The sequence below is a fragment of the Formivibrio sp. oc-25 genome (assembly GCF_055810895.1).
The window spans coordinates 1-25,397 of record NZ_JBVVOL010000022.1 but is presented as its reverse complement, the minus strand read 5'-3'; the positions used below and the strand labels follow the sequence as shown (position 1 = coordinate 25,397).

General features: G+C 55.6%; 27 protein-coding genes. 23 read left to right on the top strand and 4 right to left on the bottom strand.

Annotated features, from left to right (window positions below):
• The first annotated feature begins 70 nt into the window (after positions 1-70).
• The 10 genes from AC0KVQ_RS12940 (at position 71) to AC0KVQ_RS12895 (ending at position 6,650) form a co-directional block, all read left to right on the top strand.
• Positions 71-1,174 (top strand): flagellar hook-length control protein FliK, encoded by a 1,104-nt coding sequence (locus AC0KVQ_RS12940; RefSeq protein WP_473421580.1) that lies wholly within the window; start codon positions 71-73, stop codon positions 1,172-1,174.
• Positions 1,175-1,362: 188 nt separating this feature from the next.
• Positions 1,363-1,878 (top strand): flagellar basal body-associated FliL family protein, encoded by a 516-nt coding sequence (locus tag AC0KVQ_RS12935; protein ID WP_473421579.1) that lies wholly within the window; start codon positions 1,363-1,365, stop codon positions 1,876-1,878.
• A gap of 39 nt (positions 1,879-1,917) precedes the next feature.
• Positions 1,918-2,937 (top strand): flagellar motor switch protein FliM, encoded by a 1,020-nt coding sequence (gene fliM, locus AC0KVQ_RS12930; protein WP_473421578.1) that lies wholly within the window; start codon positions 1,918-1,920, stop codon positions 2,935-2,937.
• On the top strand, positions 2,930-3,355 hold the full coding sequence (fliN, locus tag AC0KVQ_RS12925) for a flagellar motor switch protein FliN (RefSeq protein ID WP_473421577.1): 426 nt from the start codon (positions 2,930-2,932) through the stop codon (positions 3,353-3,355). Before fliM ends, fliN begins: the two co-directional genes overlap by 8 nt.
• A 2-nt stretch (positions 3,356-3,357) precedes the next feature.
• Complete coding sequence (gene fliO / locus AC0KVQ_RS12920) at positions 3,358-3,804, top strand: flagellar biosynthetic protein FliO (protein WP_473421576.1); 447 nt, start codon at positions 3,358-3,360, stop codon at positions 3,802-3,804.
• Positions 3,801-4,541, top strand: coding sequence for a flagellar type III secretion system pore protein FliP (gene fliP / locus AC0KVQ_RS12915; RefSeq protein ID WP_473421575.1), 741 nt, complete (start codon positions 3,801-3,803; stop codon positions 4,539-4,541). Before fliO ends, fliP begins: the two co-directional genes overlap by 4 nt.
• A gap of 10 nt (positions 4,542-4,551) precedes the next feature.
• Positions 4,552-4,821, top strand: coding sequence for a flagellar biosynthesis protein FliQ (fliQ, locus tag AC0KVQ_RS12910; RefSeq protein WP_473421574.1), 270 nt, complete (start codon positions 4,552-4,554; stop codon positions 4,819-4,821).
• Positions 4,821-5,606: a flagellar biosynthetic protein FliR gene (gene fliR / locus AC0KVQ_RS12905; RefSeq protein ID WP_473421573.1), complete on the top strand. Its 786-nt coding sequence runs from the start codon at positions 4,821-4,823 to the stop codon at positions 5,604-5,606. Before fliQ ends, fliR begins: the two co-directional genes overlap by 1 nt.
• Positions 5,607-5,681: 75 nt before the next feature.
• Positions 5,682-6,470 (top strand): GTP cyclohydrolase FolE2, encoded by a 789-nt coding sequence (gene folE2, locus AC0KVQ_RS12900; protein WP_473421572.1) that lies wholly within the window; start codon positions 5,682-5,684, stop codon positions 6,468-6,470.
• 15 nt (positions 6,471-6,485) lie between these two features.
• A complete protein-coding gene (locus AC0KVQ_RS12895) occupies positions 6,486-6,650 on the top strand; it encodes a hypothetical protein (RefSeq protein WP_473421571.1) in 165 nt (54 codons plus the stop codon).
• 92 nt (positions 6,651-6,742) lie between these two features.
• On the opposite strand, the gene pgeF is transcribed toward AC0KVQ_RS12895, so the two are convergent.
• Positions 6,743-7,483, bottom strand: coding sequence for a peptidoglycan editing factor PgeF (gene pgeF, locus AC0KVQ_RS12890; RefSeq protein ID WP_473421570.1), 741 nt, complete (start codon positions 7,481-7,483; stop codon positions 6,743-6,745).
• Entirely contained in the window at positions 7,470-8,522 is a 1,053-nt protein-coding gene (gene rluD, locus AC0KVQ_RS12885; RefSeq protein WP_473421569.1) for a 23S rRNA pseudouridine(1911/1915/1917) synthase RluD, read from the bottom strand. The genes pgeF and rluD overlap by 14 nt, the downstream gene beginning before the upstream one ends.
• On the opposite strand from rluD, the gene AC0KVQ_RS12880 reads away from it, so the two are divergent.
• The 5 genes from AC0KVQ_RS12880 to AC0KVQ_RS12860 all read left to right on the top strand — a co-directional run bounded on the left by AC0KVQ_RS12880 (position 8,521) and on the right by AC0KVQ_RS12860 (position 15,000).
• Positions 8,521-9,321, top strand: coding sequence for an outer membrane protein assembly factor BamD (locus AC0KVQ_RS12880; protein ID WP_473421568.1), 801 nt, complete (start codon positions 8,521-8,523; stop codon positions 9,319-9,321). The two genes, rluD and AC0KVQ_RS12880, sit on opposite strands and share 2 nt — an antisense overlap.
• Before the next feature lie 159 nt (positions 9,322-9,480).
• A complete protein-coding gene (carA, locus tag AC0KVQ_RS12875) occupies positions 9,481-10,611 on the top strand; it encodes a glutamine-hydrolyzing carbamoyl-phosphate synthase small subunit (RefSeq protein ID WP_473421567.1) in 1,131 nt (376 codons plus the stop codon).
• Positions 10,612-10,701: 90 nt separating this feature from the next.
• Positions 10,702-13,923: a carbamoyl-phosphate synthase large subunit gene (gene carB / locus AC0KVQ_RS12870; protein ID WP_473421566.1), complete on the top strand. Its 3,222-nt coding sequence runs from the start codon at positions 10,702-10,704 to the stop codon at positions 13,921-13,923.
• Positions 13,924-14,012: 89 nt separating this feature from the next.
• Positions 14,013-14,495, top strand: a complete 483-nt coding sequence (gene greA / locus AC0KVQ_RS12865) for a transcription elongation factor GreA (RefSeq protein ID WP_473421565.1) — start codon at positions 14,013-14,015, stop codon at positions 14,493-14,495.
• 73 nt (positions 14,496-14,568) lie between these two features.
• A complete protein-coding gene (locus AC0KVQ_RS12860; RefSeq protein WP_473421564.1) occupies positions 14,569-15,000 on the top strand; it encodes a DUF4149 domain-containing protein in 432 nt (143 codons plus the stop codon).
• A gap of 63 nt (positions 15,001-15,063) precedes the next feature.
• On the opposite strand, the gene yhbY is transcribed toward AC0KVQ_RS12860, so the two are convergent.
• Complete coding sequence (gene yhbY / locus AC0KVQ_RS12855; protein WP_473421563.1) at positions 15,064-15,372, bottom strand: ribosome assembly RNA-binding protein YhbY; 309 nt, start codon at positions 15,370-15,372, stop codon at positions 15,064-15,066.
• A 33-nt stretch (positions 15,373-15,405) separates the two neighbouring features.
• Between yhbY and rlmE the strand changes: the two genes are divergently transcribed.
• The 7 genes from rlmE to rpoD all read left to right on the top strand — a co-directional run bounded on the left by rlmE (position 15,406) and on the right by rpoD (position 23,742).
• Positions 15,406-16,029, top strand: a complete 624-nt coding sequence (rlmE, locus tag AC0KVQ_RS12850) for a 23S rRNA (uridine(2552)-2'-O)-methyltransferase RlmE (protein ID WP_473421597.1) — start codon at positions 15,406-15,408, stop codon at positions 16,027-16,029.
• Positions 16,030-16,082: 53 nt separating this feature from the next.
• Complete coding sequence (gene ftsH, locus AC0KVQ_RS12845; protein WP_473421562.1) at positions 16,083-17,999, top strand: ATP-dependent zinc metalloprotease FtsH; 1,917 nt, start codon at positions 16,083-16,085, stop codon at positions 17,997-17,999.
• Between the two features lie 128 nt (positions 18,000-18,127).
• Complete coding sequence (folP, locus tag AC0KVQ_RS12840; RefSeq protein ID WP_473421561.1) at positions 18,128-18,958, top strand: dihydropteroate synthase; 831 nt, start codon at positions 18,128-18,130, stop codon at positions 18,956-18,958.
• A 103-nt stretch (positions 18,959-19,061) separates the two neighbouring features.
• A complete protein-coding gene (rpsU, locus tag AC0KVQ_RS12835; RefSeq protein WP_473421560.1) occupies positions 19,062-19,274 on the top strand; it encodes a 30S ribosomal protein S21 in 213 nt (70 codons plus the stop codon).
• 77 nt (positions 19,275-19,351) lie between these two features.
• Positions 19,352-19,792, top strand: a complete 441-nt coding sequence (locus tag AC0KVQ_RS12830; protein ID WP_473421559.1) for a GatB/YqeY domain-containing protein — start codon at positions 19,352-19,354, stop codon at positions 19,790-19,792.
• Between the two features lie 28 nt (positions 19,793-19,820).
• Positions 19,821-21,692: a DNA primase gene (gene dnaG, locus AC0KVQ_RS12825; protein WP_473421558.1), complete on the top strand. Its 1,872-nt coding sequence runs from the start codon at positions 19,821-19,823 to the stop codon at positions 21,690-21,692.
• Between the two features lie 97 nt (positions 21,693-21,789).
• Positions 21,790-23,742: an RNA polymerase sigma factor RpoD gene (gene rpoD, locus AC0KVQ_RS12820; protein WP_473421557.1), complete on the top strand. Its 1,953-nt coding sequence runs from the start codon at positions 21,790-21,792 to the stop codon at positions 23,740-23,742.
• Positions 23,743-23,824: 82 nt separating this feature from the next.
• Here the strand turns inward: rpoD and AC0KVQ_RS12815 are convergent, their stop codons facing one another.
• Positions 23,825-24,592 carry a sulfite exporter TauE/SafE family protein gene (locus AC0KVQ_RS12815; protein ID WP_473421556.1) on the bottom strand — a complete coding sequence of 256 codons (768 nt, stop codon included), beginning with the start codon at positions 24,590-24,592 and terminating at the stop codon, positions 23,825-23,827.
• Positions 24,593-25,038: 446 nt separating this feature from the next.
• On the opposite strand from AC0KVQ_RS12815, the gene AC0KVQ_RS12810 reads away from it, so the two are divergent.
• A partial coding sequence (locus AC0KVQ_RS12810) for a phosphoketolase family protein (protein ID WP_473421555.1) occupies positions 25,039-25,397 on the top strand: 359 nt, incomplete at its 3' end.

Genomic DNA, 25,397 nt, shown 5'->3' with positions numbered 1-25,397 from the left:
TTAGCATGGCCGCTCCCTGGCATTGTACTTGCTTGTATGCGGCGAAATGATCTGGTATCCGAGGTTTGCCATGCCCGCTGTTTTTGTCGCCAACAATAATCCCATTGCTGCCAGTGTCCAGGTTGAAACTTCTGCTATGGGCAATCGTGCAAATGTGCCGGGTTTTGACCAAACCCTGCGGCGTGAGCTGGATAAACGCGAAACCGCGACGCCGGGTGGCGAATCGCAGCCACCACAGCCAGGAGCCGGTGCAGCCGAGGCAGTACAGGCACTGCCCTGGTTGTTGATGTTGCAGAACTATGCAGCAGGCCAGCCCGCAGATGTGCTACCTGAAGAGGGCGAAGCACTCGGTGAGCAGCTGTCGGCGCAGCTTGATCAGGCCGATTCTCTGCGCTTGCAATTGCAACAAATGGTGGGTGGCCAAGGCAATAATTCTGGCTCAGCCATGTTGACGGACGCAGAAGAAACGGTGGGGCAGGCTGTTTCTGGTGCCGCAACTGGCAATGCGCTGGCGGCAAATGTTTCCGTGCAAGGTGGCAAGGAATTGCCGCCATCGCTGAAGTTGGTAGCGGACGAGGGCAAGTTTGTTGAGCTGTTGCAAGCTGGGCAGGATGCGCTTTCCCGTGCCGAGCAAACCGTGCCGGTGGGTCAGGCGCCGGTTCGCCTGGAGCAGGCACAGTCACAGCCCCAGGTGACAAGCCATGCGGTCATTGATGAGCCTGTCGGTCATGCCAGGTGGGGGGATGTGGTCGCGCAGCGTGTTTCCCTGATGCTGGGCCGACAGGAGCAGCAAATGGAAATGCAGTTGAATCCGCCTAATCTTGGGCCGATGGAGGTTCGTCTGACTCTGGGGGCGGATCAGGCAAGTGTGGTATTTGCTTCGCAGCATGCGGCTGTGCGTGAAGCGCTCGCTGCGGCGACCCCACGTCTGACTACCTTGTTGGCAGAGCAGGGAATCCAGTTGGTGAATGTGCAGGTTGCGTCTGATAGCTTGCAGCAGCATATGCAACAGCAGGCGCGGCAGCAGCCGGATTCTGGTGCGCAGCAAGGACAAGGCAGGACGCAGCATTCCCTGTTTGATCAGGCCGCTACCCCTTTGCCGGTAGAGACAGTTTCATCCATGGCCGGTGTCCATTTGCCGCTTGCTCGTTCCGGCGTCAGCCTTTACATCTGATTGGCATGTTGCACAGTGAAGTCAATAGTCGAAGTGATATCTCAAAGAATAATCCTTACCGCTTGTTTTTATAGGTTTTTTGATTTATAACCCGCTTCAGGTACGCCGGCTTGTGCTGGCGTTTTGGGTTTATTGCGTTCACGATTGGCAAATTGTGCGCGCAGATAGTCGCTGAATCGGGGAAAACCATGGCTGAAGCTCAAGCCGAAAACGTTGCCAAGCCTAAGAAAAAACTGCTGATTTTTGCACTGATCGGCGTGGTGCTGGTTGTTTTGCTGGCGGTGGGTGGTCTGGTTGCATTTCTGATGCTGCGTTCTGATCCTGCGACTGAAGATGCCGTATCCGAAGCTGCGCATGCCTCAGCCAAGCCCAAGCAGGACAAGAAGGAAAAAAACGGGCATCCACCGGTATTCGAAAAGTTGCCGCTGTTTACCGTGAATCTGAATTCGGAAAACGGCGAGGTGATGCAAACCGAGATTGTGCTTGAGGTGGCCGATGCTGAGGGTCAGAACGCCATCAAGCAGGTTTTGCCCAAGATTCAGGGGGGCATCAACAAACTGCTCAGTGCCAAGACCCCGGACGAGGTCAAAACGGTTGAAAGCAGAGAGAAGCTGGAGTCGGAGATAAAAGATCTGGTGAACAAGACTGCGGAGCTGGAGTCGGGTGTGCTCTCGGTGAACTTCACTTCATTTATTGTGCGATAAGTCGATATAGCGTTTAGCAGTTTCATCTGAAGAAGAATCATGGCCGACGATATTCTTTCCCAGGAAGAGGTAGACGCGCTGCTGCGTGGCGTCACCGGAGAGGAAGATACCGCTGATGAGGAGTACGACGCATCGGCGGTGCGGCCTTACGACATCGGCAGGCAGGAACGTATCGTTCGCGGGCGGATGCCCACGCTGGAAATTCTGAATGAGCGTTTCGCACGTAATCTGCGTATCGCGCTGTTCAACTTCATGCGCCGGAATGCGGAAATATCCGTCGGGCCGATCAAGGTGCAGAAGTACGGTGATTTCATCCGTAACCTGGTTGTGCCGACCAATCTGAACCTCATCCAGATGAAACCGCTACGCGGCACTGGATTATTCATTTTTGATCCGGATTTCGTATTTTTGGTCGTCGACAACTTGTTTGGCTCCGATGGCCGCTACCATGTCCGGGTAGAAGGGCGCGATTTTACCCCGACAGAGCAGCGTATTATCCAGCGCCTGCTTGATGTGGTTTTCGAGGAATACCAAAAAGCCTGGAAGCCTGTTTTTGAGTGTGAGTTTGCCTATATCCGCTCGGAAATGAATACCCAGTTTGCCAATATCGCCACTCCTACCGAAGTCGTGGTTTCCTTTACCTTCAAGATTGAACTCGGGGCAGGCGGGGGCGACTTCCATGTTTGTTTGCCTTATTCAATGATCGAGCCGATTCGTGATCTGCTCTACAGTTCCATGCAGGCAGACCGGATCGAGGCGGACAATCGCTGGCTGAGTCTGTTGCGTCGACAGGTTCAACAGGCGGAGGTTGATCTGGTTGCCCATTTGGGAGGAACCGAAGTCAGGCTGGGCGATGTGGTCAATCTCAAGGCGGGTGATGTCATATCGCTGGATATCCCGGAGGCCGTCATCGCCGAGGTGGATGGCGTGCCGGTTCTTGAGTGCAAGTATGGTATTCTCAACGGCCAATATGCTTTGAAGGTGAACAAGATTCTGAGTACGCCGGAATTGATGACCGGTTTGCCGGAGGACGATAGCCACGGAGACTCAAATGGCTGAAGAGAACAACAATCCCGCTGACGACGACAGCGGTCTGATGGATGACTGGGCGGCAGCGCTGGCCGAACAGGAAAGTGCGGATAGCCAGCCAGCCAGTGTGAAGCCGGCCGATATCTTCGAGCGGTTCGATACCGCACCGAGCACCGCTGCTGCACCCCACAACATTGACATGATCATGGATATTCCAGTTTCACTCACGGTGGAGCTGGGGCGTACCAAGATTGCCATTCGCAGTTTGTTGCAGCTGGCGCAGGGATCGGTCGTTGAGCTGGATGGCCTGGCTGGCGAGCCAATGGATGTGCTGGTCAACGGGTGCTTGATTGCGCAGGGCGAAGTGGTTGTCGTGAATGACAAGTTCGGTATCCGCCTGACGGATATCATTACCCCGGCTGAGCGTATCCGCCGCCTGCATAAATAATCATGATCGCAATTTGTTTCCTGCCGGCTGTTTTGGCCGGCACTTCCGTTGCAGCCATTGCTGCTGCTTCCTCGCCGGTTTCGGCTGAGCCTTCCCTTCTGGGGGGCATGTTCCAGGTGGTATTGGCGCTTGGGCTGGTGCTGGTGCTGATTGTGTTCGCTGCCTGGCTGACCAAGCGTTTTTCCTTGTTGCCGCGACCTGCGGGGGGAATGCTGCGGGTGGTCTCAGGTGTCATGATTGGCCAACGTGAGCGGGTTGTTGTGGTCGAAGTGCAGGAACAGTGGCTGGTGTTGGGTGTCACGCCTCAGTCGGTCAATCTGCTCAGTTCGATGCCCAAGCCCGCAGAAACAGCCGTGACGGAACCGGCGGTCGCGCCCTTTGCCGAGCGCTTGGCGCGTGCTGTGCAGCGGCGTATCCGGCCGGATTCCTCTTCGGTGGAGCAGCCATGAAGCACTATCTGCTGCTGGCTGGCCTGGCGTTGGTGGCCATCCCCGCATGGGCGGCCGAGCCTGGTATCCCGTTCCTGAATGCAACCCAGGGCGCGGGGGGGACTGCTTATAGCCTGTCGATCCAGACGCTGCTGTTCTTGTCGGCACTGAGCTTTCTGCCCGCCGTGCTGTTGATGATGACGGCGTTTACCCGCATTGTCATTGTGCTGTCGCTGTTGCGCCAGGCGATTGGCGTGATGCAGGCGCCGCCTAACCAAGTGGTGGTGGGTCTCTCGCTGTTTCTGACCTTTTTCATCATGGCGCCAACATTTGATCGCGTCTATCAGCAGGCGTATCAACCCTTTTCCGAGCAGCGGATCAGCTTCAATGAGGCGCTGGATAAGGGGGCTGTGCCGATCAAGGAATTCATGCTCAAGCAAACGCGGCAGCGTGATCTGGCTTTTTTCATCGAGGTATCTGGCGCGCAAAAACCAAACGGGCCCGAAGATGTCAGCTTGCGTGTACTGGTGCCGGCTTTTGTAACCAGTGAGCTCAAGACCGCGTTCCAGATCGGTTTTCTGGTGTACATCCCGTTCCTGATCATTGATGTGGTGGTGGCCAGCGTGTTGATGGCCATGGGCATGATGATGGTCTCGCCCGTTGTTATTTCGCTGCCATTCAAGCTGATGCTGTTTGTCCTGGTGGATGGCTGGACCTTGTTGATGGGTTCATTGGTCCAAAGTTTCATGCAGCCCTGAAGGAGTAGCGATGACGCCGGAATCCGTAATCACGATCCTGCAGCGTGCCATGGAAGTGATGGTGTTGCTGGGCGGGCCGATGTTGCTGACCATTCTGGTGATCGGTCTGTTGGTGAGCATTTTTCAGGCGGCAACGCAGATCAATGAAGCAACGTTGTCGTTTATTCCGAAGCTTTTGATGGCATTTCTTGTGGTGGTCGTGGCAGGTCCGTGGATGCTGCAGATTGTGACCGATTACACCATTCGCCTGTATCAAAGCATTCCGCAGCTGATCGGCTGATGTGGACGGTTACCCAGGCACAAATTGATGGCTGGCTGGCCTTGTTCTGGTGGCCATTCCTGCGCATCTTCGGCTTGATGATTGTCGATCCGTTTTATTCGAATCGTTCGATTCCGGTGCGGGTGCGTATTGGTTTGTCGATTCTGTTGGCGGTGCTGGTGGCCCCATCGATGCAGGATTTGCCTTCAGTGCCGGTCGTGTCGCCGCAAGGGATGCTGGTATTGGCCAAGGAGCTTTTGATCGGAGCTGCGATCGGTTTTGTCGTGCGTTTGTTGTTTTCAAGCCTGGAAATGGCAGGGCATCTGGCCGGTCTGCAGATGGGTCTGGGGTTCGCCACTTTTTATGATCCGCAGCATTCCACCAATGTACCCATCATTGCGCAGTTGATGAGTTTGTTGATGCTGCTGGTTTTTCTGGCGTTCAACGGTCATTTGATCATGTTGCGCGCCTTGTTTGATAGCTTTGTTCAATTGCCGATCCAGGCGGCACCTGCCGGCGCTTCGGGCTTTCTGCTGGTGGCCCAGTTCGGGGAAATCATATTTCGCGTGGGGCTAATGTTGTCGCTGCCGGTATTGGCGGCTTTGCTGGTAACCAATCTGGCGATCGGTGTGATGACGCGGGCGGCGCCGCAGCTTAACGTGTTTGCCATCGGGTTTCCGATTACGCTGGCCATTGGCGCTGTGGCACTCTATTTGCTTCTTCCCTTTTTGTTGCCCCATATTGACGCCTTGCTCGGCGAAATTACGCGTTTTTATCTCAAGATGCTGGACAGCTTTGCTGTGTGAATAATTCTTGAGTTGTTTACTCAACTATTGTCGCGGAGTATACTTGGCGACAGATTTTATTGACGAGAATCTCTCATGGCTACAGCCATTGCTGATGTACAAAACTCCCCTGACAGTCGCAATATCGCCATCAACAAGGTTGGCATCAAATCGATTCGTCATCCGGTTCGTGTATCCGATCGCGCCGATGGCGAGCAATACACGATTGCAGTTTTCGATATGTTCGTGTTCTTGCCGCAGCATTTCAAAGGCACGCATATGTCGCGTTTCGTCGAGATACTGAATAGTCACGAGAAGGCCATTTCCGTGAATTCGTTTGAAACGATTCTGCGTGAAATGTGCGAACGGCTGGAGGCGGAGTCCGGCTATCTGGAAATGCGTTTTCCTTTTTTCATCAACAAGCAGGCGCCTGTCTCCAAGGTCAACAGCCTGATGGATTATGATGTCACGCTGATTGGCGAAATCAAATCCGGTGAATTCGAAATGCGCTTGAAGGTGCTTGTGCCCGTTACCAGCCTTTGTCCGTGTTCCAAGAAAATTTCTGACTATGGTGCGCATAATCAACGCTCCCACGTGACCATCACGGCAACGCTGGCCGAACATGTCTGGATCGAAGAGCTGGTTGAGCTGGTGGAAAAGGAAGCTTCTTGCGAACTGTGGGGCTTGCTCAAGCGTCCTGATGAAAAATACGTGACGGAGCGCGCCTATGACAATCCCAAGTTTGTCGAGGATATGGTGCGTGATGTCGCGGCCCGATTGAATGCGGATGGCCGTATTGCAGCCTATATGGTCGAGTCGGAAAATTTTGAGTCGATCCATAATCACTCCGCCTATGCCTTGATCGAGCATGACAAGCGCAAATAACAAACAATCGCGCGCATGCACATCCTGCTGATTGGCTATCTGTTTGTCATCACGATGATGGCAGTTACCAGTGGTAGCTGGTTGCGCGGCGTCGTTTGGCTGGTGTTGCTGGGGGTGTTGCCGAGTTGGCTGCTGCTGTGGCGGATGCGCCGGAAACAGCTGCGTCGCAAGCGGGAATAAGAACCGGTTCAAGGACTGTGGCGAGACGGTCTCGCAGCAAGACTGGGAAAAGGTTTCAAGCAAAGGGCTGGATGGTATATCCAGCCCTTTGCTTATTCCATCCAGATCAGGCTGGCCATGCGGCCGGTACGGCCATCGCGACGGTAGGAAAAAAAGCTGTCGGTTTCCGTGTGGGTGCAGCGATTCCCGCCGTAGATTTGCACAACACCACAACCGATCAGGCGTTGCCGGGCAAGCTCGTAGATGTCTGCCAACCATTTTCCGGTCTGTTTTCCTGGGTGGAATGCGCTTTGGGCGCGGGGATCGGAAGTGGTGAAGGCCGAGTAAACATCATCACCCACCTCAAAAGCTTCAGGACCAATTGCCGGGCCAAGCCAGGCCATGATGTCCCGGGTGGGCACCTGCATGGCTTTTACCGTGGCTTCCAGTACGCCAGCGTGCAGGCCCCGCCAGCCGGCATGGGCCGCACCAACAGCCTGGCCGTGGGTATCGCAGAACAGAACGGGCAGGCAGTCCGCAGTCATGGCGGCGCAGACTCGGTTGGCGATGCGGGAAACGGCTGCATCGGCTTCGGCGTAAGGGCAGGTGCAAGCTGCGTTGACGACGGTCGTGCCATGCACTTGCGTGAGCCACAATGGCTCCATGGGCAAGTGATGATCGAGTAGTGCCCGGTTTGCCGCGACGGCCCGGACGTCGTCACCGACGTGATTGCCCAGGTTCAACGAAGCGTAAGGCGCGACACTCACGCCACCGTGACGGGTGGTCGAAATGGCGTGCACCGATGCAGGGGCCGGCCAGTCTGGCTTGATCAGCGGCAGCTCATTCCTTGACATAAATGACCTCGCAATCACTGTCGTCTTCCCAGTCTTCGTCGTCGTCCCACTCTTCCTGCTCCATGCCGGCATCCGCACGCAAAGCCAGCAGCAGATTATTCAGGTCGTCCGGAATGGGGGCTTTCCAGCTCAGGGTCTGTCCGGTTTCAGGGTGCTGCAGCGAAAGTTTGCGAGCGTGCAATGCCTGGCGGTTGAAGTCTTCCAGTGCAAGACGAATTTCAGGGGATACCAGTCTGGGCTTGCCGCCATAGACCGGATCGGCAGCCAGGGGGTGGCCAATATGTGCCATGTGTACCCGGATCTGGTGGGTGCGACCGGTTTCTAGGCGGCATTCGATCAGGGTATGGCTGGTAAATTGCTCCAGTGCGCGCCAGTGTGTGATGGCAGGTTTGCCAGTATGTACCACGGCCATTTTGGTACGTTCGCGCAGGTGACGACCGATCGGTGCATTGACAGTGCCTTCACCCGCCAGTTTGCCCTGTACGATGGCAAGGTAGTGGCGTTTGACGGTCCTGGCTTGCAATTGCTGGACCAGATGGTTTTGGGCTTGCAAGGTGCGTGCGACCACCATCAGGCCGCTGGTATCTTTGTCGAGCCGATGCACAATGCCTGCTCTGGGCACGCTTTTGAGCTCCGGATAAGCAAACAGCAGGCCATTGAGCAAGGTGCCGGACCAGTTGCCGCTGGCTGGGTGTACTACCAATCCAGCTGGTTTGTTGACAACCAGAATGGCGGGGTCTGCATGCACGATGTCGAGCGGGATGTCCTCGGGCTGGAAGGATGTCTCTTCCGGGTCGGGCTGTGCCAGTACCGTGATCTGCTCGCCACCCCAAAGCTTATCCTTGGGGCGGACGGTTTTTCCATCCACGGTAACCAGGTTGTCCTTGATCCAGCCGGCAAGACGGTTGCGGGAAAACTCCGGCAGGAGCGTGGCCAGCGCCGCATCCAGGCGCTCACCGGCCAGTTCGGACGGTACAGTCAGAACACGTGCTTCTGCGAAGTCGTTATAATCGTCGAGTTCGATATTGGAATTCATCATGAATCAGATTTTAACCCGAATCCTTGCCGCTGCCTGCCTGACCGTAGTTATTGCCGGCTGCTCCTCAACGCCAGACGAGCAGGATCTCACTCGAGGCTGGAGTGCTGACAAACTCTATTCGGAAGCCAAAGACGAACAGGCAACCAAAAACTATGACCGCTCGACCAAGCTGTTCGAGACGCTGGAGGCGCGCTACCCCTATGGCCGGTACGCGCAACAGGCGCAGCTCGAGATTGCCTACAACTATTACAAGGATTCCGAACCTGCCCTGGCTCTGGCTGCGATCGAACGCTTTATCAAGCAGAATCCTTTGCATCCAAGCATGGATTATGCGCTCTATCTGAAGGGGCTGGTGTCCTTCAATGAAGCGCAGGGATTCATGTCGCAGCTGGCCAAGCAGGATATGTCCGAGCGTGATCCCAAGAACGCCAAGGAATCTTTCCTGGCCTATCAGGAGTTGGTAAATCGTTTCCCGGATAGCAAATATGCGCAGGATGCACGCTTGCGCATGGGTTACCTGATCGGTGCGCTGGCCACGCACGAGCTGCATGTGGCGCGTTACTACTACAAGCGCGGCGCTTATCTGGCGGCGGCCAATCGCGGCAAATTGCTGCTGGAAGTTTATGGCAATACCAAGCAGGTTGAGGGGGCGCTTGGAATCATGGTGCTGGCCTATGACAAGCTTGGCATGACACCGTTGCGCGATGATGCCAAGCGTATCTTGTTGCAGAATTATCCGGATACGCGGGCCATGCGTGAGGATTTCCTGTCCGATCCGTGGTGGTGGGCGCCACTCTGATAGTGGTGGGTTGATTCTGGCGGATTGAAGGGATTAGGGTTTTCCGGTAGAATTCAGATAATTTTGCACAGTCAAAACGGGATGGGATCGCCTGTCCCGTTTTTCTACATGTGTATCCCGAAAAATTCATGTTTGGGGCGCAATGCCCAGGAGTCGCCAGTGTCCAAACAAGCACTTCTCGCACTTGCCGACGGCACCTTGTTTTACGGTACTTCGATTGGCGCCGATGGTGAAACTATTGGTGAAGTGGTTTTCAATACTTCGATCACCGGCTATCAGGAAATTCTGACGGATCCGTCTTACTGTCGCCAGATTGTCACGCTGACCTATCCGCACATCGGTAATTATGGTGTGAATTCGGAAGATTGCGAATCACGCGCTGTATTTGCAGCGGGCCTGATCATCCGTGATTTGCCGCTGCTTGCTTCCAATTTCCGTAGTGAAATGAGTCTGTCGGAGTACCTCGTTACCAACAAGACGGTGGCGATTGCCGATATCGATACGCGCAAGCTGACCCGTATTTTGCGCGAAAAGGGTGCCCAGCCCGGTTGTATCGTGACAGGTGATGCAATTGATGCCGTGGCTGCTGTGGAAAAGGCAAAATCCTTCGGATCAATGGCTGGCCAGGATCTGGCCAAGGTCGTTTCTTGTGACAAAACCTATGAGTGGGATATTCGCGAATGGCGACTGGGCGTGGGTTATCCGGTTCAGTCCCACCCGAAATTCAAGGTTGTTGCCTATGATTTCGGTGTCAAGCACAACATCCTGCGCATGCTGGCCGAACGTGGCTGCCATCTGACCGTGGTGTCGGCCCAGACCCCTGCGTCCGAGGTGCTGGCAATGAATCCGGACGGCATCTTTCTTTCCAATGGTCCGGGCGACCCGGAGCCTTGCGATTACGCGATTGCCGCGATCCGTGAATTCCTGAGCAAGAATGTACCGGTTTTTGGCATTTGCCTGGGGCATCAGTTGCTCGGCTTGGCTGCGGGTGGCAAGACCAGCAAGATGAAATTCGGCCACCATGGCGCGAACCATCCGGTGCAGGATCTGGATACCAAGCGTGTAATGATCACCAGCCAGAACCACGGTTTCCAAGTGGATGAGACCAGCCTGCCTGCCAATGTGCGAGTGACTCATCGTTCACTGTTCGATGGTACGGTGCAGGGCATTGCCCTTACGGACAAGCCGGCCTTCAGCTTCCAGGGTCACCCCGAAGCGAGCCCTGGGCCGCATGACGTGGCCTACCTGTTCGATCGATTCATTGCTTCGATGGAGGCAGCGAAAAAGTGAATGTGTGAATGCGTGAACGAGTGAGCCGATCTTTGGCCATCCAGTTCGTTCACCCCGTCACTTACTTCACTTGTTCACTGAGTTAATAAAATGCCAAAACGTACAGACATCAAATCCATTCTGATCATTGGCGCAGGCCCGATCATCATTGGCCAGGCGTGTGAATTCGACTATTCGGGTGCGCAAGCGTGCAAGGCACTGCGCGAAGAAGGGTACAAAGTCATCCTGGTCAACTCCAACCCGGCCACGATCATGACTGATCCGAATACGGCCGATGTGACCTATATCGAGCCGATCACCTGGCAGGTGGTTGAGAAAATCATCGAAAAGGAGCGCCCAGATGCGATCCTGCCGACCATGGGCGGGCAGACCGCGCTGAATTGTGCGCTGGATCTGTGGCACAACGGGGTGCTCGACAAGTACAAAGTCGAGCTCATCGGTGCGCAACCCGAGGCCATCGACAAGGCGGAAGACCGCCAGAAATTCAAGGCAGCCATGAGCAAGATCGGACTGGGTTCCGCCCGTTCCGCGATTGCGCATAGCCTGGAAGAGGCGCTGGTGGCACAGCAGCAAGTCGGTTTCCCTGCCATCATCCGTCCGTCATTCACGCTTGGTGGCTCCGGTGGCGGTATTGCCTACAACATCGAAGAGTTTGTCGAAATCTGCACGCGCGGTCTGGATCTCTCGCCGACACGCGAACTGCTGATCGAAGAATCGTTGCTGGGCTGGAAAGAATACGAGATGGAAGTCGTGCGTGATCGCAACGACAACTGCATCATCGTTTGTTCGATTGAAAACCTTGACCCGATGGGGGTGCATACCGGCGACTCGATTACGGTAGCACCGGCACAGACCCTGACCGACAAGGAATATCAGATCATGCGTAACGCCTCGATCGCGGTGTTGCGCGAGATCGGCGTCGATACGGGTGGTTCCAACGTGCAGTTCTCGATCAATCCGGCGGACGGCCGCATGATCGTGATCGAGATGAATCCCCGCGTTTCACGTTCTTCAGCGCTGGCTTCCAAGGCAACCGGTTTCCCGATTGCCAAGGTTGCAGCCAAGCTGGCCGTGGGTTACACGCTTGATGAATTGCGCAACGAGATTACCGGTGGCAAGACGCCGGCATCGTTCGAGCCTTCCATCGATTACGTGGTAACCAAGATTCCGCGTTTTGCCTTCGAGAAATTCCCGCAGGCCAATGATCGCCTGACCACCCAGATGAAATCGGTGGGTGAGGTGATGGCTATGGGTCGCACCCAGCAGGAGTCCTTGCAAAAGGCGCTGCGCGGGCTTGAAACCGGTATGTCCGGTTTCGATGAAATCACGACCGACCGCGCCAAGATTGAGGCTGAAATCGTCTCGCCGGGCCCGGAGCGCCTGTGGTATGTGGCCGATGCTTTCCGTATCGGCATGAGTCTGGAAGAGGTCCATCAGCTGACCAAGATTGACCGCTGGTTCCTGGTGCAGATCGAGGATCTGCTCAAGGAAGAGGCTGCGTTGCGTGGCAGAAATGTTGAAGAGGTCGATGCGGCTACCTTCCGTCGCCTGAAGCGCAAAGGCTTCTCGGATCGTCGTCTCGGTACTTTGCTCGGATGTGACCAGAATGCAGTGCGCCGCGCCCGCCATGCCTTGAATATTCGCCCGGTCTACAAACGTGTGGATACCTGTGCGGCCGAGTTTTCGACCAATACAGCTTATATGTACTCGACCTACGAGGAAGAATGCGAGGCGCAGCCGACTGACAAGAAAAAGATCATGGTGCTCGGCGGCGGGCCAAATCGCATTGGCCAGGGTATCGAGTTCGATTACTGCTGCGTGCATGCCGCACTGGCGCTGCGCGAAGATGGCTATGAAACCATCATGGTCAACTGCAATCCGGAAACGGTTTCGACTGATTATGATACGTCAGATCGTCTGTATTTCGAGCCGTTGACGCTGGAAGACGTGCTTGAAATCGTGCATGTGGAAAAGCCGGTTGGTGTGATCGTGCAGTATGGCGGCCAGACACCGCTCAAGCTCGCACGCGCACTGGAAGCCAACAACGTACCGATCATCGGTACCAGCCCTGACATGATCGATGCGGCGGAAGATCGTGAGCGCTTCCAGAAATTACTGCACGACTTGGGTTTGCGTCAGCCGCCCAATGCCACGGCACGCACCGAAAAGGATGCGCTGGCGCTGGCGGCGAAGCTGGGTTATCCGCTGGTTGTGCGACCATCCTATGTGCTGGGTGGCCGTGCGATGCAGATCGTGCATTCCGAGGATGATCTGGCGCGCTACATGCGCGAGGCGGTCAAGGTTTCCAATGACAGCCCGGTATTGCTGGATCGCTTCCTGAATGATGCGATCGAGGTGGATGTCGATGCGCTGTCCGACGGTGAAGAAGTGCTCATCGGCGGCATTATGGAACACATCGAGCAGGCAGGCGTGCACTCCGGTGATTCCGCCTGCTCGTTGCCGCCGTACAGCTTGTCGTGCGAGATTCAGGATGAGCTGCGTCGCCAGACGGTGGCCATGGCCAAGGCACTGAAGGTGATTGGCCTGATGAATGTGCAGTTCGCCATTCAACGCCAGGATGGTGAATCGGTTGTTTATGTGCTGGAAGTGAACCCGCGTGCATCGCGCACGGTGCCCTATGTATCCAAGGCCACCAGCCTGCCGCTGGCTAAGATCGCTGCACGATGCATGGCTGGCCAGACACTGGCGTCGCAGGGTGTAACGCATGAAGTGATTCCGCCGTATTACTCGGTCAAGGAAGCGGTATTCCCCTTCATCAAGTTCCCCGGGGTCGATACCATCCTCGGGCCGGAGATGAAATCGACTGGCGAAGTCATGGGTGTGGGCGATACGTTTGCTGAAGCTTTTGTAAAGAGCCAGCTTGCGGCTGGCGTGGTACTGCCGACATCGGGTAACGTGTTTATCTCGGTGCGTGAGGCTGACAAGTCCGGCATCGTCGAGTGTGCCCGTATCCTGACCAAGCTTGGTTTTCATGTTTATGCCACCAAAGGTACTGCGGCCGTGATGACGGCTGCCGGTGTCAACGTGCATCTGGTGAACAAGGTCATGGAAGGTCGTCCGCACATCGTGGATATGATCAAGAATGGCGAGATTGCCATGATCATCAACACCGTGGATGAGCGTCGCCAGGCAATCCAGGATTCTTATTCCATTCGCCATGAGGCATTGAAAGCAAAATTGCCTGTCTATACGACCCTGGCTGGTGCACGTGCCGCATGCGTCGGGATGCGCGATCTGGGCGAAATGCGTGTTTACGATCTGCAGGGCTTGCATGCCCGTATCAAAGCCTGATAACTTTACGTCCATGACAACAAACCGCCGTCCCATGGGACGGCGGTTCTTCTTTTGGTGCAGGCAAGCGGCCTGCGGGAGGAAACAGAATGATCAAGATTCCGCTGACCCTGGTTGGTATGGAAAAGCTCAAGACCGAGTTGCAACGCTTGAAAAGCGTTGAACGACCTGCGGTGATTGCAGCCATTGCCGAGGCGCGCTCGCATGGTGATATCTCGGAAAATGCGGAATACGATGCCGCCAAGGAAAAGCAGGCTTTTATCGAGGGGCGTATCGCCGACATCGAAAGCAAGCTCTCCAATGCCCAGGTGATTGATCCGGCGGCATTGTCGGCTACCGCCGAAGGGCGGGTGGTGTTTGGCGCCACTGTCGATCTGGAGGATCTGGATGCCGGCAATCAGGTTACCTATCAGATTGTCGGTGACGACGAGGCGGACTTGAAGGATGGCAAGATTTCGGTATCCAGCCCGATTGCCCGTGCTCTGATCGGCAAGTATGCCGGCGATGTGGCCGAAGTGCTGGCGCCGGGCGGAATTCGCGAGTATGAAGTGCTGGATGTGAAATATATCTGAGGGAGATAGGAGTGGGGTGTGCGGCGTGAGGTGTTTACCCCCTCGCTCCTAATACCTTGCTTCTCACAAGCAAATGGGCAATGGCTTCAGGAATATTCTTACCACATTGTGGGTGGGCGGCATGTGGGTGATCGGCGTGGTGGCTGCCCCTATCCTGTTTGACAGTGTCGACAAATCTGTTGCGGGCATGCTGGCCGGCAAGCTATTCCATGCTATTGGCTGGATCGGAATGGTGGCTGGCAGCTATCTGGCCATGTGGCATATTTGGGAAGAGGGTTTGCGCGCACTGCGTTCGATGCGTTTCTGGCTGATCATTGCCATGCTGGTCTGCACGCTGGTCAACCAATTTGCGGTATTTCCCATCATTGCCGGTATCAAGCCTGCTGTCAGCAATGCGACCGAGGGGATGTTCGGTGGCGGGTTATCCAGTTGGCATACCATTTCCAGCCTGATCTATCTGATTCAGAGTCTGCTGGGGTTGATGTACGTCTGGGGGAAGGACTGAAGAGAGTGTGATGGAGTGAGCATTGGCGTTTTAGCGTGCTCACTCAGTCACGTTTTTTTGTGCTTACTTGGACTTGGGTAGAGTGATCCCGTTTTTTCGGGTTTCCGACGGGCGGTAAATCAGCAGTAGTTTGCCGATATGCTGAACCGGAGCCGCATCCAGATCGGTACAGATTTGTTGCAGATATTGTTCGCGCAATGCCCGGTCATCGCCTAGGATGCGGATCTTGATCAGCTCGTGTGCGTCCAGGTTGATGGCGATTTCGCGAATCACTGCATCGGTCAGGCCATTGTTGCCGATCATGACGACCGGGTTGATGTGATGAGCCAGGCTTTTGAGATGGCGGCGCTGATCTGGTGTCAGTTCGATCATTTTTTAATTCCTTGAATAAACAACGGATTATACCTGATGGCACGTAGCAAGACCAGTAATGCCTGGTTGCAGGAGCATGTCAACGATCACTACGTTCATATGGCGCAGAAGGATGGTTATCGTGCCAGGGCTGCGTACAAGCTGCTGGAAATCAACGAGAAAGATCATCTGCTGAAAAAAGGGATGTATGTCGCCGATCTGGGTGCGGCACCGGGAAGCTGGTCGCAGGTGGCCAGAAATCTGGTGGGGGACTCGGGTAGGGTGTTTGCGCTGGATATCCTGGATATGCCCGCGATTGCCGGTGTGGAGTTTCTGCAAGGCGATTTTCGCGAGGAAGAAGTGCTCAATCATTTCACGGAAATGCTGGATGGCCGACAACTGGATCTTGTGATTTGCGATATGGCGCCCAATATCTCCGGTAATGCGGTAACCGATCAGGCCAAAAGCATGTACCTGTGCGAACTGGCGCTCGATTTTTCGCAGCATTATCTGAAACCTGGCGGCTGTTTTTTGGTCAAGGTATTTCAGGGATATGGTTTCAACGAGTTTATGATGGCGATGCGTGAGCAGTTTGCCTCGGTGGCATCGAGAAAACCCAAGGCGTCGCGTGATCGCAGCAGTGAAATCTATCTGCTTGGCAAACAGAAAAAGGCCTGACGCGGTAGAATCAGGCGTGAATGGCCCGACGGTCGGGCAACAGGAGTCAAGGCGTGAACAATATCGGCAAGAACGTTGCTATCTGGTTGATTGTCGGCCTGGTGCTGATGACGGTGTTCAATCAGTTCACCAAGCGGCAGGATACGGCCCAGGTGGTGGCATATTCGCAATTCATGGTCGAGGTGGAGTCGGACAAGATCGCCTCGATTTCCATTGAGGGTTATCCGCTGCGTGGCCAGTGGATACGCGGCAAGCGTGTCGATGGCACGACATTTTCCTCGTTTGCCCCGTTTGATTACCGGCTGGTAGACACGCTGCTCAAGCACAATGTCAAGTTTGAGGCCAAGCCGGAAGAAGAGCCGTCGATGCTCATGAACCTGTTCGTGAACTGGTTCCCGATGCTCTTGCTGATTGGTGTGTGGATTTTCTTCATGCGCCAGATGCAGGGCGGTGGCAAGGGCGGTGCATTCAGTTTTGGCAAGTCCAAGGCGCGCATGCTCGATGAGGCAAGCAACACGGTGACATTTGCCGATGTGGCCGGTTGTGACGAAGCCAAGGCCGAGGTGGCGGAAATTGTTGATTACCTGCGCGATCCGTCCAAATACCAGAGCCTGGGCGGGCGCATGCCACGCGGTATCCTGATGGTGGGTTCCCCGGGTACCGGCAAGACCTTGCTGGCCAAGGCAATTGCCGGCGAAGCCAAGGTGCCGTTCTTTAGTATCTCCGGTTCTGATTTTGTGGAAATGTTCGTAGGTGTCGGTGCGGCACGTGTGCGCGACATGTTTGACCAGGCCAAGAAGAATGCCCCTTGCATCATCTTTATCGACGAAATCGATGCGGTGGGTCGTCAGCGTGGAGCAGGCCTGGGTGGTGGTAACGACGAGCGCGAGCAGACTTTGAACCAGATGCTGGTCGAGATGGATGGCTTTGAAGGAAATTCCGGCATCATCGTGATCGCAGCTACCAACCGCCCCGACGTGCTGGATCCGGCGTTGTTGCGCCCTGGTCGTTTCGATCGTCAAGTGGTGGTACCCCTGCCTGATATCGTCGGGCGTGAACAGATTCTTGGCGTACACATGCGCAAGATTCCGATTGCCAATGATGTCGATGCCAATGTGCTGGCGCGTGGTACGCCGGGTATGTCGGGCGCGGATCTGGCTAACCTGGTGAATGAGGCGGCGTTGTTCGCAGCACGTCGCAACAAGCGTCTGGTTGACATGGACGACTTCGAATCTGCCAAGGACAAGATTTTCATGGGGCCGGAGCGCCGCTCGATGGTCATGACCGAGGATGAGCGCCGTGCGACTGCCTACCATGAGTCTGGTCATGCGGTAGTGGCTTATGTCCTGCCGGGTACGGATCCGGTGCATAAGGTCACGATTGTGCCGCGTGGTCGGGCACTGGGTTTGACCTGGCAGTTGCCGGTGCGCGATCGCTTCAGTCTGTACAAGGATCAGATGCTGTCGAGCATTTCCATCATGTTTGGTGGACGCATTGCAGAGGATCTGTTCATTCATCGCGTTTCAACCGGGGCCAGCAATGACTTCGAGCGTGCAACGTCGATGGCGCGCGATATGGTCACCCGTTACGGCATGTCCGAAAAAATGGGGCCGATGGTTTATGGCGAGAATGATGGCGAGGTGTTCCTGGGGCGTTCGGTAACGACGCACAAGAACATGTCCGAGGCCACAATGCAGCAGGTGGATGCAGAAATCCGTCGCATCATTGATGAGCAGTATGCGCTGGCTGAGCAGATTCTCAAAGATAGCAGCGATAAGGTCGAGGCCATGACCAATGCGCTGATGGAGTGGGAAACCATTGATGCCGAGCAGATCCGCGACATCATGGAAGGGCGTCAGCCGCAGCCTCCCAAGGGCTGGATTCCCAAGCAGCCTCCTGCGGTGCGCGATGATGATACGCCCAGTGGCAGTGCGCCCGTGCCGACAATCAATCCTGCTCCTGAAGCTTGAGTGGGTGGTTGCATGTAAGTACCTGTACGGAGTTTGGTGAGGTTTTCATCAGGACTTCGTGGCAAATATATATGGACAGGTTCTAAAGGCGGCGCAGGTGCGTCGCCTTTTATTTTGTGAGGATGCTGATGCGCAGATTGTCGTGTGGCCGTTTTGTGCTGGAGTTGGAGCGCCCATTGGTGATGGGCATTGTCAATGTAACGCCCGACTCGTTTTCTGATGGCGGACGTTTCGCTTCGCGTGATCAGGCTGTGGCGCATGCCGCACGACTGGTGGAGGACGGGGCGGATATTCTGGATGTGGGAGGGGAGTCTACTCGTCCTGGTGCGGCTGAAGTCCCGGTTGAGGAGGAGATTCGACGCGTGGTTCCGGTATTGGAATCATTGCGGGATTTGAAGGTGCCTCTTTCCATCGACACGCGCAAGCCGGCAGTGATGCGCGCCGCGCTGGAGGCAGGGGTCGATTTGGTCAATGATATTGCAGCACTGGAGGGTGAGGGGGCGCTGGCTTTGCTGGCGCAATTCGGCGCGGCCGTCTGTCTGATGCATATGCGGGGAGATCCCCGGACCATGCAGGATGCGCCTGAGTATGAGGACGTTGGCCGTGATGTTGAGGTATATCTTGCGCAACGGCGAGATGCTGCGGTGGCTCGGGGCATAGCCCGTGATCGCATCTTGCTGGATCCCGGTTTCGGTTTCGGCAAGACCCTGGATCAGAATGTGGCCTTGTTTCGCGCCATGCCGGCAATGATCGAAAGGCTTGGCTGCCCATTTCTGGTTGGTGTGTCGCGCAAGTCTATGCTTGGTCAGATTACCGGGCGACCAGTGGATGCCCGAATGCCGGCTAGTATTGCTGCGGCGGTGCTGGCGGCGCAGGCTGGTGCCGCCGTGATTCGGGTGCATGACGTGGCACAGACTGTGGATGCGCTCAAGGTTTGGCGGATGTTGCGCCCTGGCTAAAAAGGTCAAATCTGTTTTGACAGCTGATCAGCTTTGCTTGATAATACCCGACTTTCCGCACAGGCCCTGTGTGGGCTGTTTAGAATAGATACAGGATTTGTCAATGCCTACCGTTCGCGTCAAAGAAAATGAACCGTTCGAAGTCGCCATGCGCCGTTTCAAGCGCACGGTGGAAAAGACTGGTCTGCTTACCGAGCTGCGTGCTCGCGAGTTTTACGAGAAGCCTACTGCTGAGCGCAAGCGCAAGCTCGCTGCTGCCGTAAAGCGCCACTACAAGCGCCTGCGCAGCCAACAATTGCCCGCCAAGCTTTACTGATCGTCAAGTATGTCTGCTGAAAGGCCGCACGTGTGCGGCCTTTTGGTGTTTGTGTTTTGCAAAATTTGGAAGCTGCCATGAGTCTCAAAGCGCGTATTCAGGAAGACATGAAATCGGCCATGAAGGCCAAAGAGATGGATCGTCTGGGTGCGATCCGTTTGTTGCTGGCTGCCATGAAGCAGCGCGAAGTCGATGAGCGCATCGAGCTGGATGATGTGGCAATTGTTTCGGTGATCGAAAAGATGCTCAAGCAGCGCAAGGATAGCATCGAGCAGTACGAAGCGGCCGGGCGTGCTGATCTGGCGGAAAAGGAAAAGGCCGAAGTCGCCGTGCTTTCGCACTATATGCCGCAGCGCCTGACGGCAGAGGAGGTGATGGCAGTAGTGGATGCCGCTATTGCGGTGCATGGTGCATCGCAGCCTGCCATGGGCAAGATCATGGCCGATCTTAAATCGCAACTGGCTGGGCGTGCTGACATGAGTGAAGTGTCGAAGCTGGTCAAGTCTCGTCTGGGTTGAACAGGACTGTTGGGGGTTGTAACGCCACATGGCGCGCATTCCTGAATCTTTTGTCCAGGACCTGCTGGATCGCGTCGATATTGTTGATGTGATCGAGCGCTACCTGCCGCTCAAAAAAGCCGGGCAAAACTATTCGGCTTGCTGTCCGTTCCACAAGGAAAAGTCCCCTTCGTTTACCGTTAGTCCGACCAAGCAGTTCTATCATTGTTTTGGTTGTGGTGCGCATGGCTCTGCGGTTGGCTTCGTCATGGAGTATCAGGGAGTCAATTTCCCGGAGGCCGTGCGTATCCTGGCGGAGGGTGCTGGCATGCAGATGCCGGTCGATGATGCCGCACAGGCCGCTGAAGTGCGGGAAGGCCCCAGTCTGCTGGATGTGTTGAAGCAGGCGTCAGATTTTTATCGGGCGCAACTAAAAGTGGCGCCTGTGGCCATTGCCTATCTGAAAGGGCGTGGCGTGACCGGACGAACGGCTGCGCGCTTCGGGATCGGCTATGCGCCTGGTGGGGATGATTGGCAGGCGCTCAAGCAGATATTTCCTGATTATGACTGGAGCAAGTTGCTGCCCGAAGCAGGCTTGGTGGTCGAAAAGGAGGAGACGAAGCGCCGTTATGATCGCTTTCGCGATCGGGTTTTGTTTCCTATCCTGAACCAGCGCAACCATGTGATTGGGTTCGGTGGTCGCATCATGGGGGCGGGCGAGCCCAAGTATCTGAATTCGCCAGAAACGCCTGTCTTTGAGAAGGGACGTGAATTGTACGGATTGCCGCAGGCGCGCGCGGCGATTCGTGAACGAGGACGTGTCCTCGTGGTCGAAGGCTACATGGATGTGGTCATGCTGCATCAGCATGGCGTCGAATATGCGGTGGCCACTCTGGGGACGGCGTGTACGCCGGAGCATGTCAAAAAATTGCTCAAGCTGGCTGATGAAGTGGTGTTCTGTTTCGATGGCGATGCGGCAGGTCGACGCGCTGCCTGGAGAGGCCTGGAAAACAGTTTGCCGGAAGTGAGTGATGGCAAGGAGTTGCGTTTTCTGTTTTTGCCGGCTGAGCATGATCCGGATAGCTATGTGCAGGCATTCGGACGTGAGCGTTTCGAAACCTTGCTGGCGCAAGATGCGCTGCCGCTGTCGCAGTATCTGTTGCGGGAATTGTCTGCCCAGGTGGATTTGACCAAGGAGGAGGGACGCGCTCGCCTCTTGCATATTGCCAAGCCTTATCTGCAACGCATGGCGCATGCGCCGGCCTTGCAGATGTTGTTGAAGAAGCGCCTGGCGGAATTGTGTCAGTTGTCGCTGGATGATCTGGCTGTGATTGATGGTCAGGGCCGTAGTGAGCCTCGTGAGGATCAGGTGCCGCAGGTTGCCAGACGAGAAGGTAGTGCGCGGCCTGGCTGGGGCGGGCGCGAGCGAGAGCGCACGGGCCGTCGTTTCGGGCGGGATGCGGAAAAAGAAGTGCCTTTGACGCCGCAAAAGCGCCGGCCGCGGCAGGATGTGCTGCAAAGCTTGCTGCAATTGGTGCTGTTTGCACCGAAATTGGCGAGCGATGGCGAGCCGTTCTGGCTGCAGTGGCCGCAGGATGGTTTTGCCAGGCTGGTGTCCGATGTCTTGACGCGTGCGAGGCAGCAGCCAGAAATGACCGGTGTGGCATTGCTGGAATCGTGGCGCGAACATGACGAATTTTCCGTGCTTTCCCGTTCTTTCCAGTTGGCCTGTTCGCTTTTTGCACGGTTCGATACCGAGGATCTGGCAACGGAGTATGCCGATACCTGTCGTGCGGCTGGGCGCAATCTGGAGCGGCCGGTGGCAGCTGGCCGGTATGCGGAATTGGAATATCGCGCCGCCAATGGTGGCTTGACCGATGCGGAAAAGGCCGAATATCTGGCGTTGATTGCGCGGAAGTAGTTGAAGTTATTGGGCGGGTGGGAATGTCCTGACGACAGGTCGACCCGGTTGTGGCATAATTGCCGGTTTCGCTATTTAAGCAAAGAGTTGCACAGACATGGCAGCTGATCACGAGTTCGAAAAGGAAGACCTGGATTTCCGGGAAATCAAGCGGGATCAATCCGAGAAAATTGACCCTGAAGTACGCAAGGCAAAATTCAAGATGTTGATCGTGCTCGGCAAGGAGCGCGGCTACTTGACCTATGCCGAGATCAACGACCATTTGCCGGAAGACATGCTCGATGCCGAGCAGATCGAAGGCGTGATCAGCATGATCACCAACATGGGCATTCAGGTTTGCGATGAAGCGCCGGATGCTGAAGAAATGCTCATGTCGGATGCACCGGCTGCCGTAGCGGATGAAGATGCCGCGGAAGAGGCCGAGGCAGCATTGTCTTCCGTGGATGCCGAATTTGGCCGCACCACCGACCCGGTACGCATGTACATGCGCGAAATGGGTACGGTCGAGCTGCTGACACGTGAAGGCGAAATCGAAATCGCCAAACGCATCGAAGAAGGCTTGCGTCACATGATCCAGGCCATCTCGGCCTGCCCGACCACCATGCAGCAGATCCTTGATCTGGTCGACAAGGGCGTGCAGGGTGAAATCCGGATCGATGACGTGATCGATGGCATTATTGATCCCAATGCGATCGAAGAAGAAGCTGAGCCGGAAGAGTTGCCGGAAGAAGAGCTGGAAGCCGGTTCCGATGATGAAGAAGATGAGGATAGTGAAGGTGCTGCGTCTGCGGCAGCCAGCGCTAATCTCGAATTGCTGAAGACGCAGGCTGCTGAGAAATTTGCCATCGTGCGCACGCATTATGACGCCATGCTCAAGGCACTGAAAAAAGAAGGGCCTTCCAGCAAGGGTTATATCAAGGCACACGAAGCCATTGTCGAGGAGTTCCAGCAGATCCGATTCTCGGCGCGCCAGGTGGAAGCGCTGTGTGATCAGTTGCGCAATATGGTCGATGATGTTCGCAGTCTTGAACGCGAAATCATGGATCTGTGTGTGCAGAAGGTCAGAATGCCGCGCGAGCATTTCATCAAGACCTTCGTTGGCCGGGAAACCGATTTGACCTGGGTGGCAGAAGAAATCAGCGCCGGGCACAAGTATTCGGAAATCCTGGAGCGATATCAGCACGCCATCATGGAAAAGCAATCCAAGCTGGCAGAGCTGCAAGACAGCGCGCTATTGCCGGTCAAGGAGCTAAAGGAAATCAACCGACAGATGTCGACCGGTGAAGCCAGAGCCATTCGTGCCAAGCGCGAAATGATCGAGGCCAACCTGCGCCTGGTGATCTCGATTGCCAAGAAGTACACCAACCGTGGCTTGCAATTCCTGGATCTGATCCAGGAGGGCAATATTGGCTTGATGAAGGCGGTGGACAAGTTCGAATACCGTCGTGGCTACAAGTTCTCGACCTATGCCACCTGGTGGATCCGTCAGGCGATTACACGCTCGATTGCTGACCAGGCACGTACGATCCGGATTCCGGTGCATATGATCGAAACGATCAACAAGATGAACCGTATCCAGCGTCAGATCCTGCAGGAAACGGGCGTGGAAGCTACGCCTGACCAGTTGGCTGAACGCATGGAAATGCCGGAAGACAAGATCCGCAAGATCCTCAAGATTGCCAAGGAACCGATTTCGATGGAAACGCCGATCGGTGACGACGACGATTCGCATCTGGGTGATTTCATCGAGGACTCGGTCACGGTGGCACCGGCCGATGCCGCGATCTATGCCGGTCTGCGTGAAGCTACCAACGAAGTGCTCGATACCCTGACTCCGCGCGAGGCCAAGGTATTGCGCATGCGTTTCGGCATTGAAATGAATACCGACCACACGCTGGAAGAAGTGGGCAAGCAGTTTGATGTAACGCGTGAGCGGATTCGCCAGATCGAAGCCAAGGCACTGCGCAAGTTGCGTCATCCGACCCGTTCCGAACGCCTCAAGAGCTTCCTTGAGAGCGTAAGCACTGAAGGTGGCGGCGGCGGAAGCTGATCCGACCTGCTTCCAAGCGATAAAAAGCCCTGCAATGGAGACATTGCAGGGCTTTTTGCTGGGCGCGTATTGAACGATCGATTTACAGGGTACGCACGGTATCGAAGATCAGCTTGGCCAGCAGTGTAATCGCCAGAACTATAAACAGACGGCGTACCCACTGATTGCCACCGCGCAGCGCCAGACGTGCACCGACCCAGGCACCCGCCATGGCGGCGATGCCCATCGGAATGGCCAGTTGATAGGCAACATGCCCTGCAGGAATGAAAAAGCACAAAGCAGCCAGATTGGTTGCCATGTTGACGAACTTGGCACAGGCCGATGCGCGCAGAAAATCGAAATGGAACAGGCGAATGAACAGGAAGATCAGGAAGCTGCCTGTGCCTGGCCCAAAAAATCCGTCATAGAAGCCGATGGCCATGCCGACCAGCAAGCCTGCCACCAATTCGCGTTTTGTCAGTGGCTTGCTCTGATCCTGTGCTCCGAAAGCAGGCTTTAGCCAGGTGTAGAGCAGCATGACGATCAGCAGGCAGATCACGCCTGGCCGTACCCAGTTGACCGGCAGATAGGCGATCGCGCGTGCCCCCAGATAGGCACCGATAAATGCCGCGCCGGCTGCCATCATGACCAACCGCCAGGGAATATCGAGCTTCATGGCATATTGCCGCGCGGCAAAGGCATGCCCCATCACAGCGGCAAACTTGTCCGTGCCAAAAATGGCAGCGGGCAACAAGCGGGGCAGCACGGCGAACATGCCGGGAACGATCACAAGACCGCCACCGCCAACCGTGGCATTGATAAGGCCGGCAGCAAAGGATAGGGGAAGAAGCAACAGGAGTTCATGCAGCATGGTGGCTCAGACGAGGTTGTGGGGGAGGATTCTGGTCAAGCCAGCAGGCCATTTTAGCATTGTGAGAAATTGGTCATGGTTGTGATATTCACGATTTGCACCGGCTGGCTAGTTTATCCAGATGTGATATTGCAAAAATCCAGATCGCACGATGCCAATGATAGAAAAAGCAATTTTTGGTCACTGAATTGGCAGATAAAGCTATGTTTTGGCAAGGATGCCCCCCCTAGAATTACCTGCGGTCACAGCCAAAAAATACAAAAACATCGGAAGGCACTCAGGGCGGCAGGTGCAAGGACTATCAGCGGGTTTCACAGACCGGATTTTGGCGGGCCCGCGAAACCGCATGAAACCCCTGTTGCGACGGCTGTGGCAACGAATCCAGTCGCAGGCGACAAGGACTGCGTACTTGGCAAATGTTTCCATCCATATCATGAGGTGAAACCGTGACTGCAGGACGTCTTTCCCAGGATCAAGTTACCAAGATGCACACCTACTGGCAGGCGGCGAATTACCTGTCGGTAGGGCAGATCTACCTGCTGGCCAACCCGTTGCTGAAGGAGCCGTTGCAGCGCGAGCACGTCAAGCCGCGCCTCTTGGGCCACTGGGGCACCACACCAGGGCTGAATTTCATCTACGTGCACCTGAACCGGGTGATCAAGGAACGCAGCCAGCCGATGATCTACATCACTGGTCCGGGTCATGGCGGACCAGGGCTGGTGGCCAATAGCTGGCTGGAAGGCACCTATGCCGAGATCTACCCGGATATCGATCACAGCGAAGCCGGCGTGCAGAAACTGTTCAA

Coding starts and splice junctions, on each gene's coding strand:
- AC0KVQ_RS12940 (WP_473421580.1), top strand. CDS start 71: ATGCCCGCTGTTTTTGTCGCCAACAATAATCCCATTGCTGCCAGTGTC.
- AC0KVQ_RS12935 (WP_473421579.1), top strand. CDS start 1,363: ATGGCTGAAGCTCAAGCCGAAAACGTTGCCAAGCCTAAGAAAAAACTG.
- fliM (WP_473421578.1), top strand. CDS start 1,918: ATGGCCGACGATATTCTTTCCCAGGAAGAGGTAGACGCGCTGCTGCGT.
- fliN (WP_473421577.1), top strand. CDS start 2,930: ATGGCTGAAGAGAACAACAATCCCGCTGACGACGACAGCGGTCTGATG.
- fliO (WP_473421576.1), top strand. CDS start 3,358: ATGATCGCAATTTGTTTCCTGCCGGCTGTTTTGGCCGGCACTTCCGTT.
- fliP (WP_473421575.1), top strand. CDS start 3,801: ATGAAGCACTATCTGCTGCTGGCTGGCCTGGCGTTGGTGGCCATCCCC.
- fliQ (WP_473421574.1), top strand. CDS start 4,552: ATGACGCCGGAATCCGTAATCACGATCCTGCAGCGTGCCATGGAAGTG.
- fliR (WP_473421573.1), top strand. CDS start 4,821: ATGTGGACGGTTACCCAGGCACAAATTGATGGCTGGCTGGCCTTGTTC.
- folE2 (WP_473421572.1), top strand. CDS start 5,682: ATGGCTACAGCCATTGCTGATGTACAAAACTCCCCTGACAGTCGCAAT.
- AC0KVQ_RS12895 (WP_473421571.1), top strand. CDS start 6,486: ATGCACATCCTGCTGATTGGCTATCTGTTTGTCATCACGATGATGGCA.
- pgeF (WP_473421570.1), bottom strand. CDS start 7,483: ATGTCAAGGAATGAGCTGCCGCTGATCAAGCCAGACTGGCCGGCCCCT.
- AC0KVQ_RS12880 (WP_473421568.1), top strand. CDS start 8,521: ATGAATCAGATTTTAACCCGAATCCTTGCCGCTGCCTGCCTGACCGTA.
- rluD (WP_473421569.1), bottom strand. CDS start 8,522: ATGATGAATTCCAATATCGAACTCGACGATTATAACGACTTCGCAGAA.
- carB (WP_473421566.1), top strand. CDS start 10,702: ATGCCAAAACGTACAGACATCAAATCCATTCTGATCATTGGCGCAGGC.
- greA (WP_473421565.1), top strand. CDS start 14,013: ATGATCAAGATTCCGCTGACCCTGGTTGGTATGGAAAAGCTCAAGACC.
- AC0KVQ_RS12860 (WP_473421564.1), top strand. CDS start 14,569: ATGGGCAATGGCTTCAGGAATATTCTTACCACATTGTGGGTGGGCGGC.
- yhbY (WP_473421563.1), bottom strand. CDS start 15,372: ATGATCGAACTGACACCAGATCAGCGCCGCCATCTCAAAAGCCTGGCT.
- folP (WP_473421561.1), top strand. CDS start 18,128: ATGCGCAGATTGTCGTGTGGCCGTTTTGTGCTGGAGTTGGAGCGCCCA.
- rpsU (WP_473421560.1), top strand. CDS start 19,062: ATGCCTACCGTTCGCGTCAAAGAAAATGAACCGTTCGAAGTCGCCATG.
- AC0KVQ_RS12830 (WP_473421559.1), top strand. CDS start 19,352: ATGAGTCTCAAAGCGCGTATTCAGGAAGACATGAAATCGGCCATGAAG.
- dnaG (WP_473421558.1), top strand. CDS start 19,821: ATGGCGCGCATTCCTGAATCTTTTGTCCAGGACCTGCTGGATCGCGTC.
- rpoD (WP_473421557.1), top strand. CDS start 21,790: ATGGCAGCTGATCACGAGTTCGAAAAGGAAGACCTGGATTTCCGGGAA.
- AC0KVQ_RS12815 (WP_473421556.1), bottom strand. CDS start 24,592: ATGCTGCATGAACTCCTGTTGCTTCTTCCCCTATCCTTTGCTGCCGGC.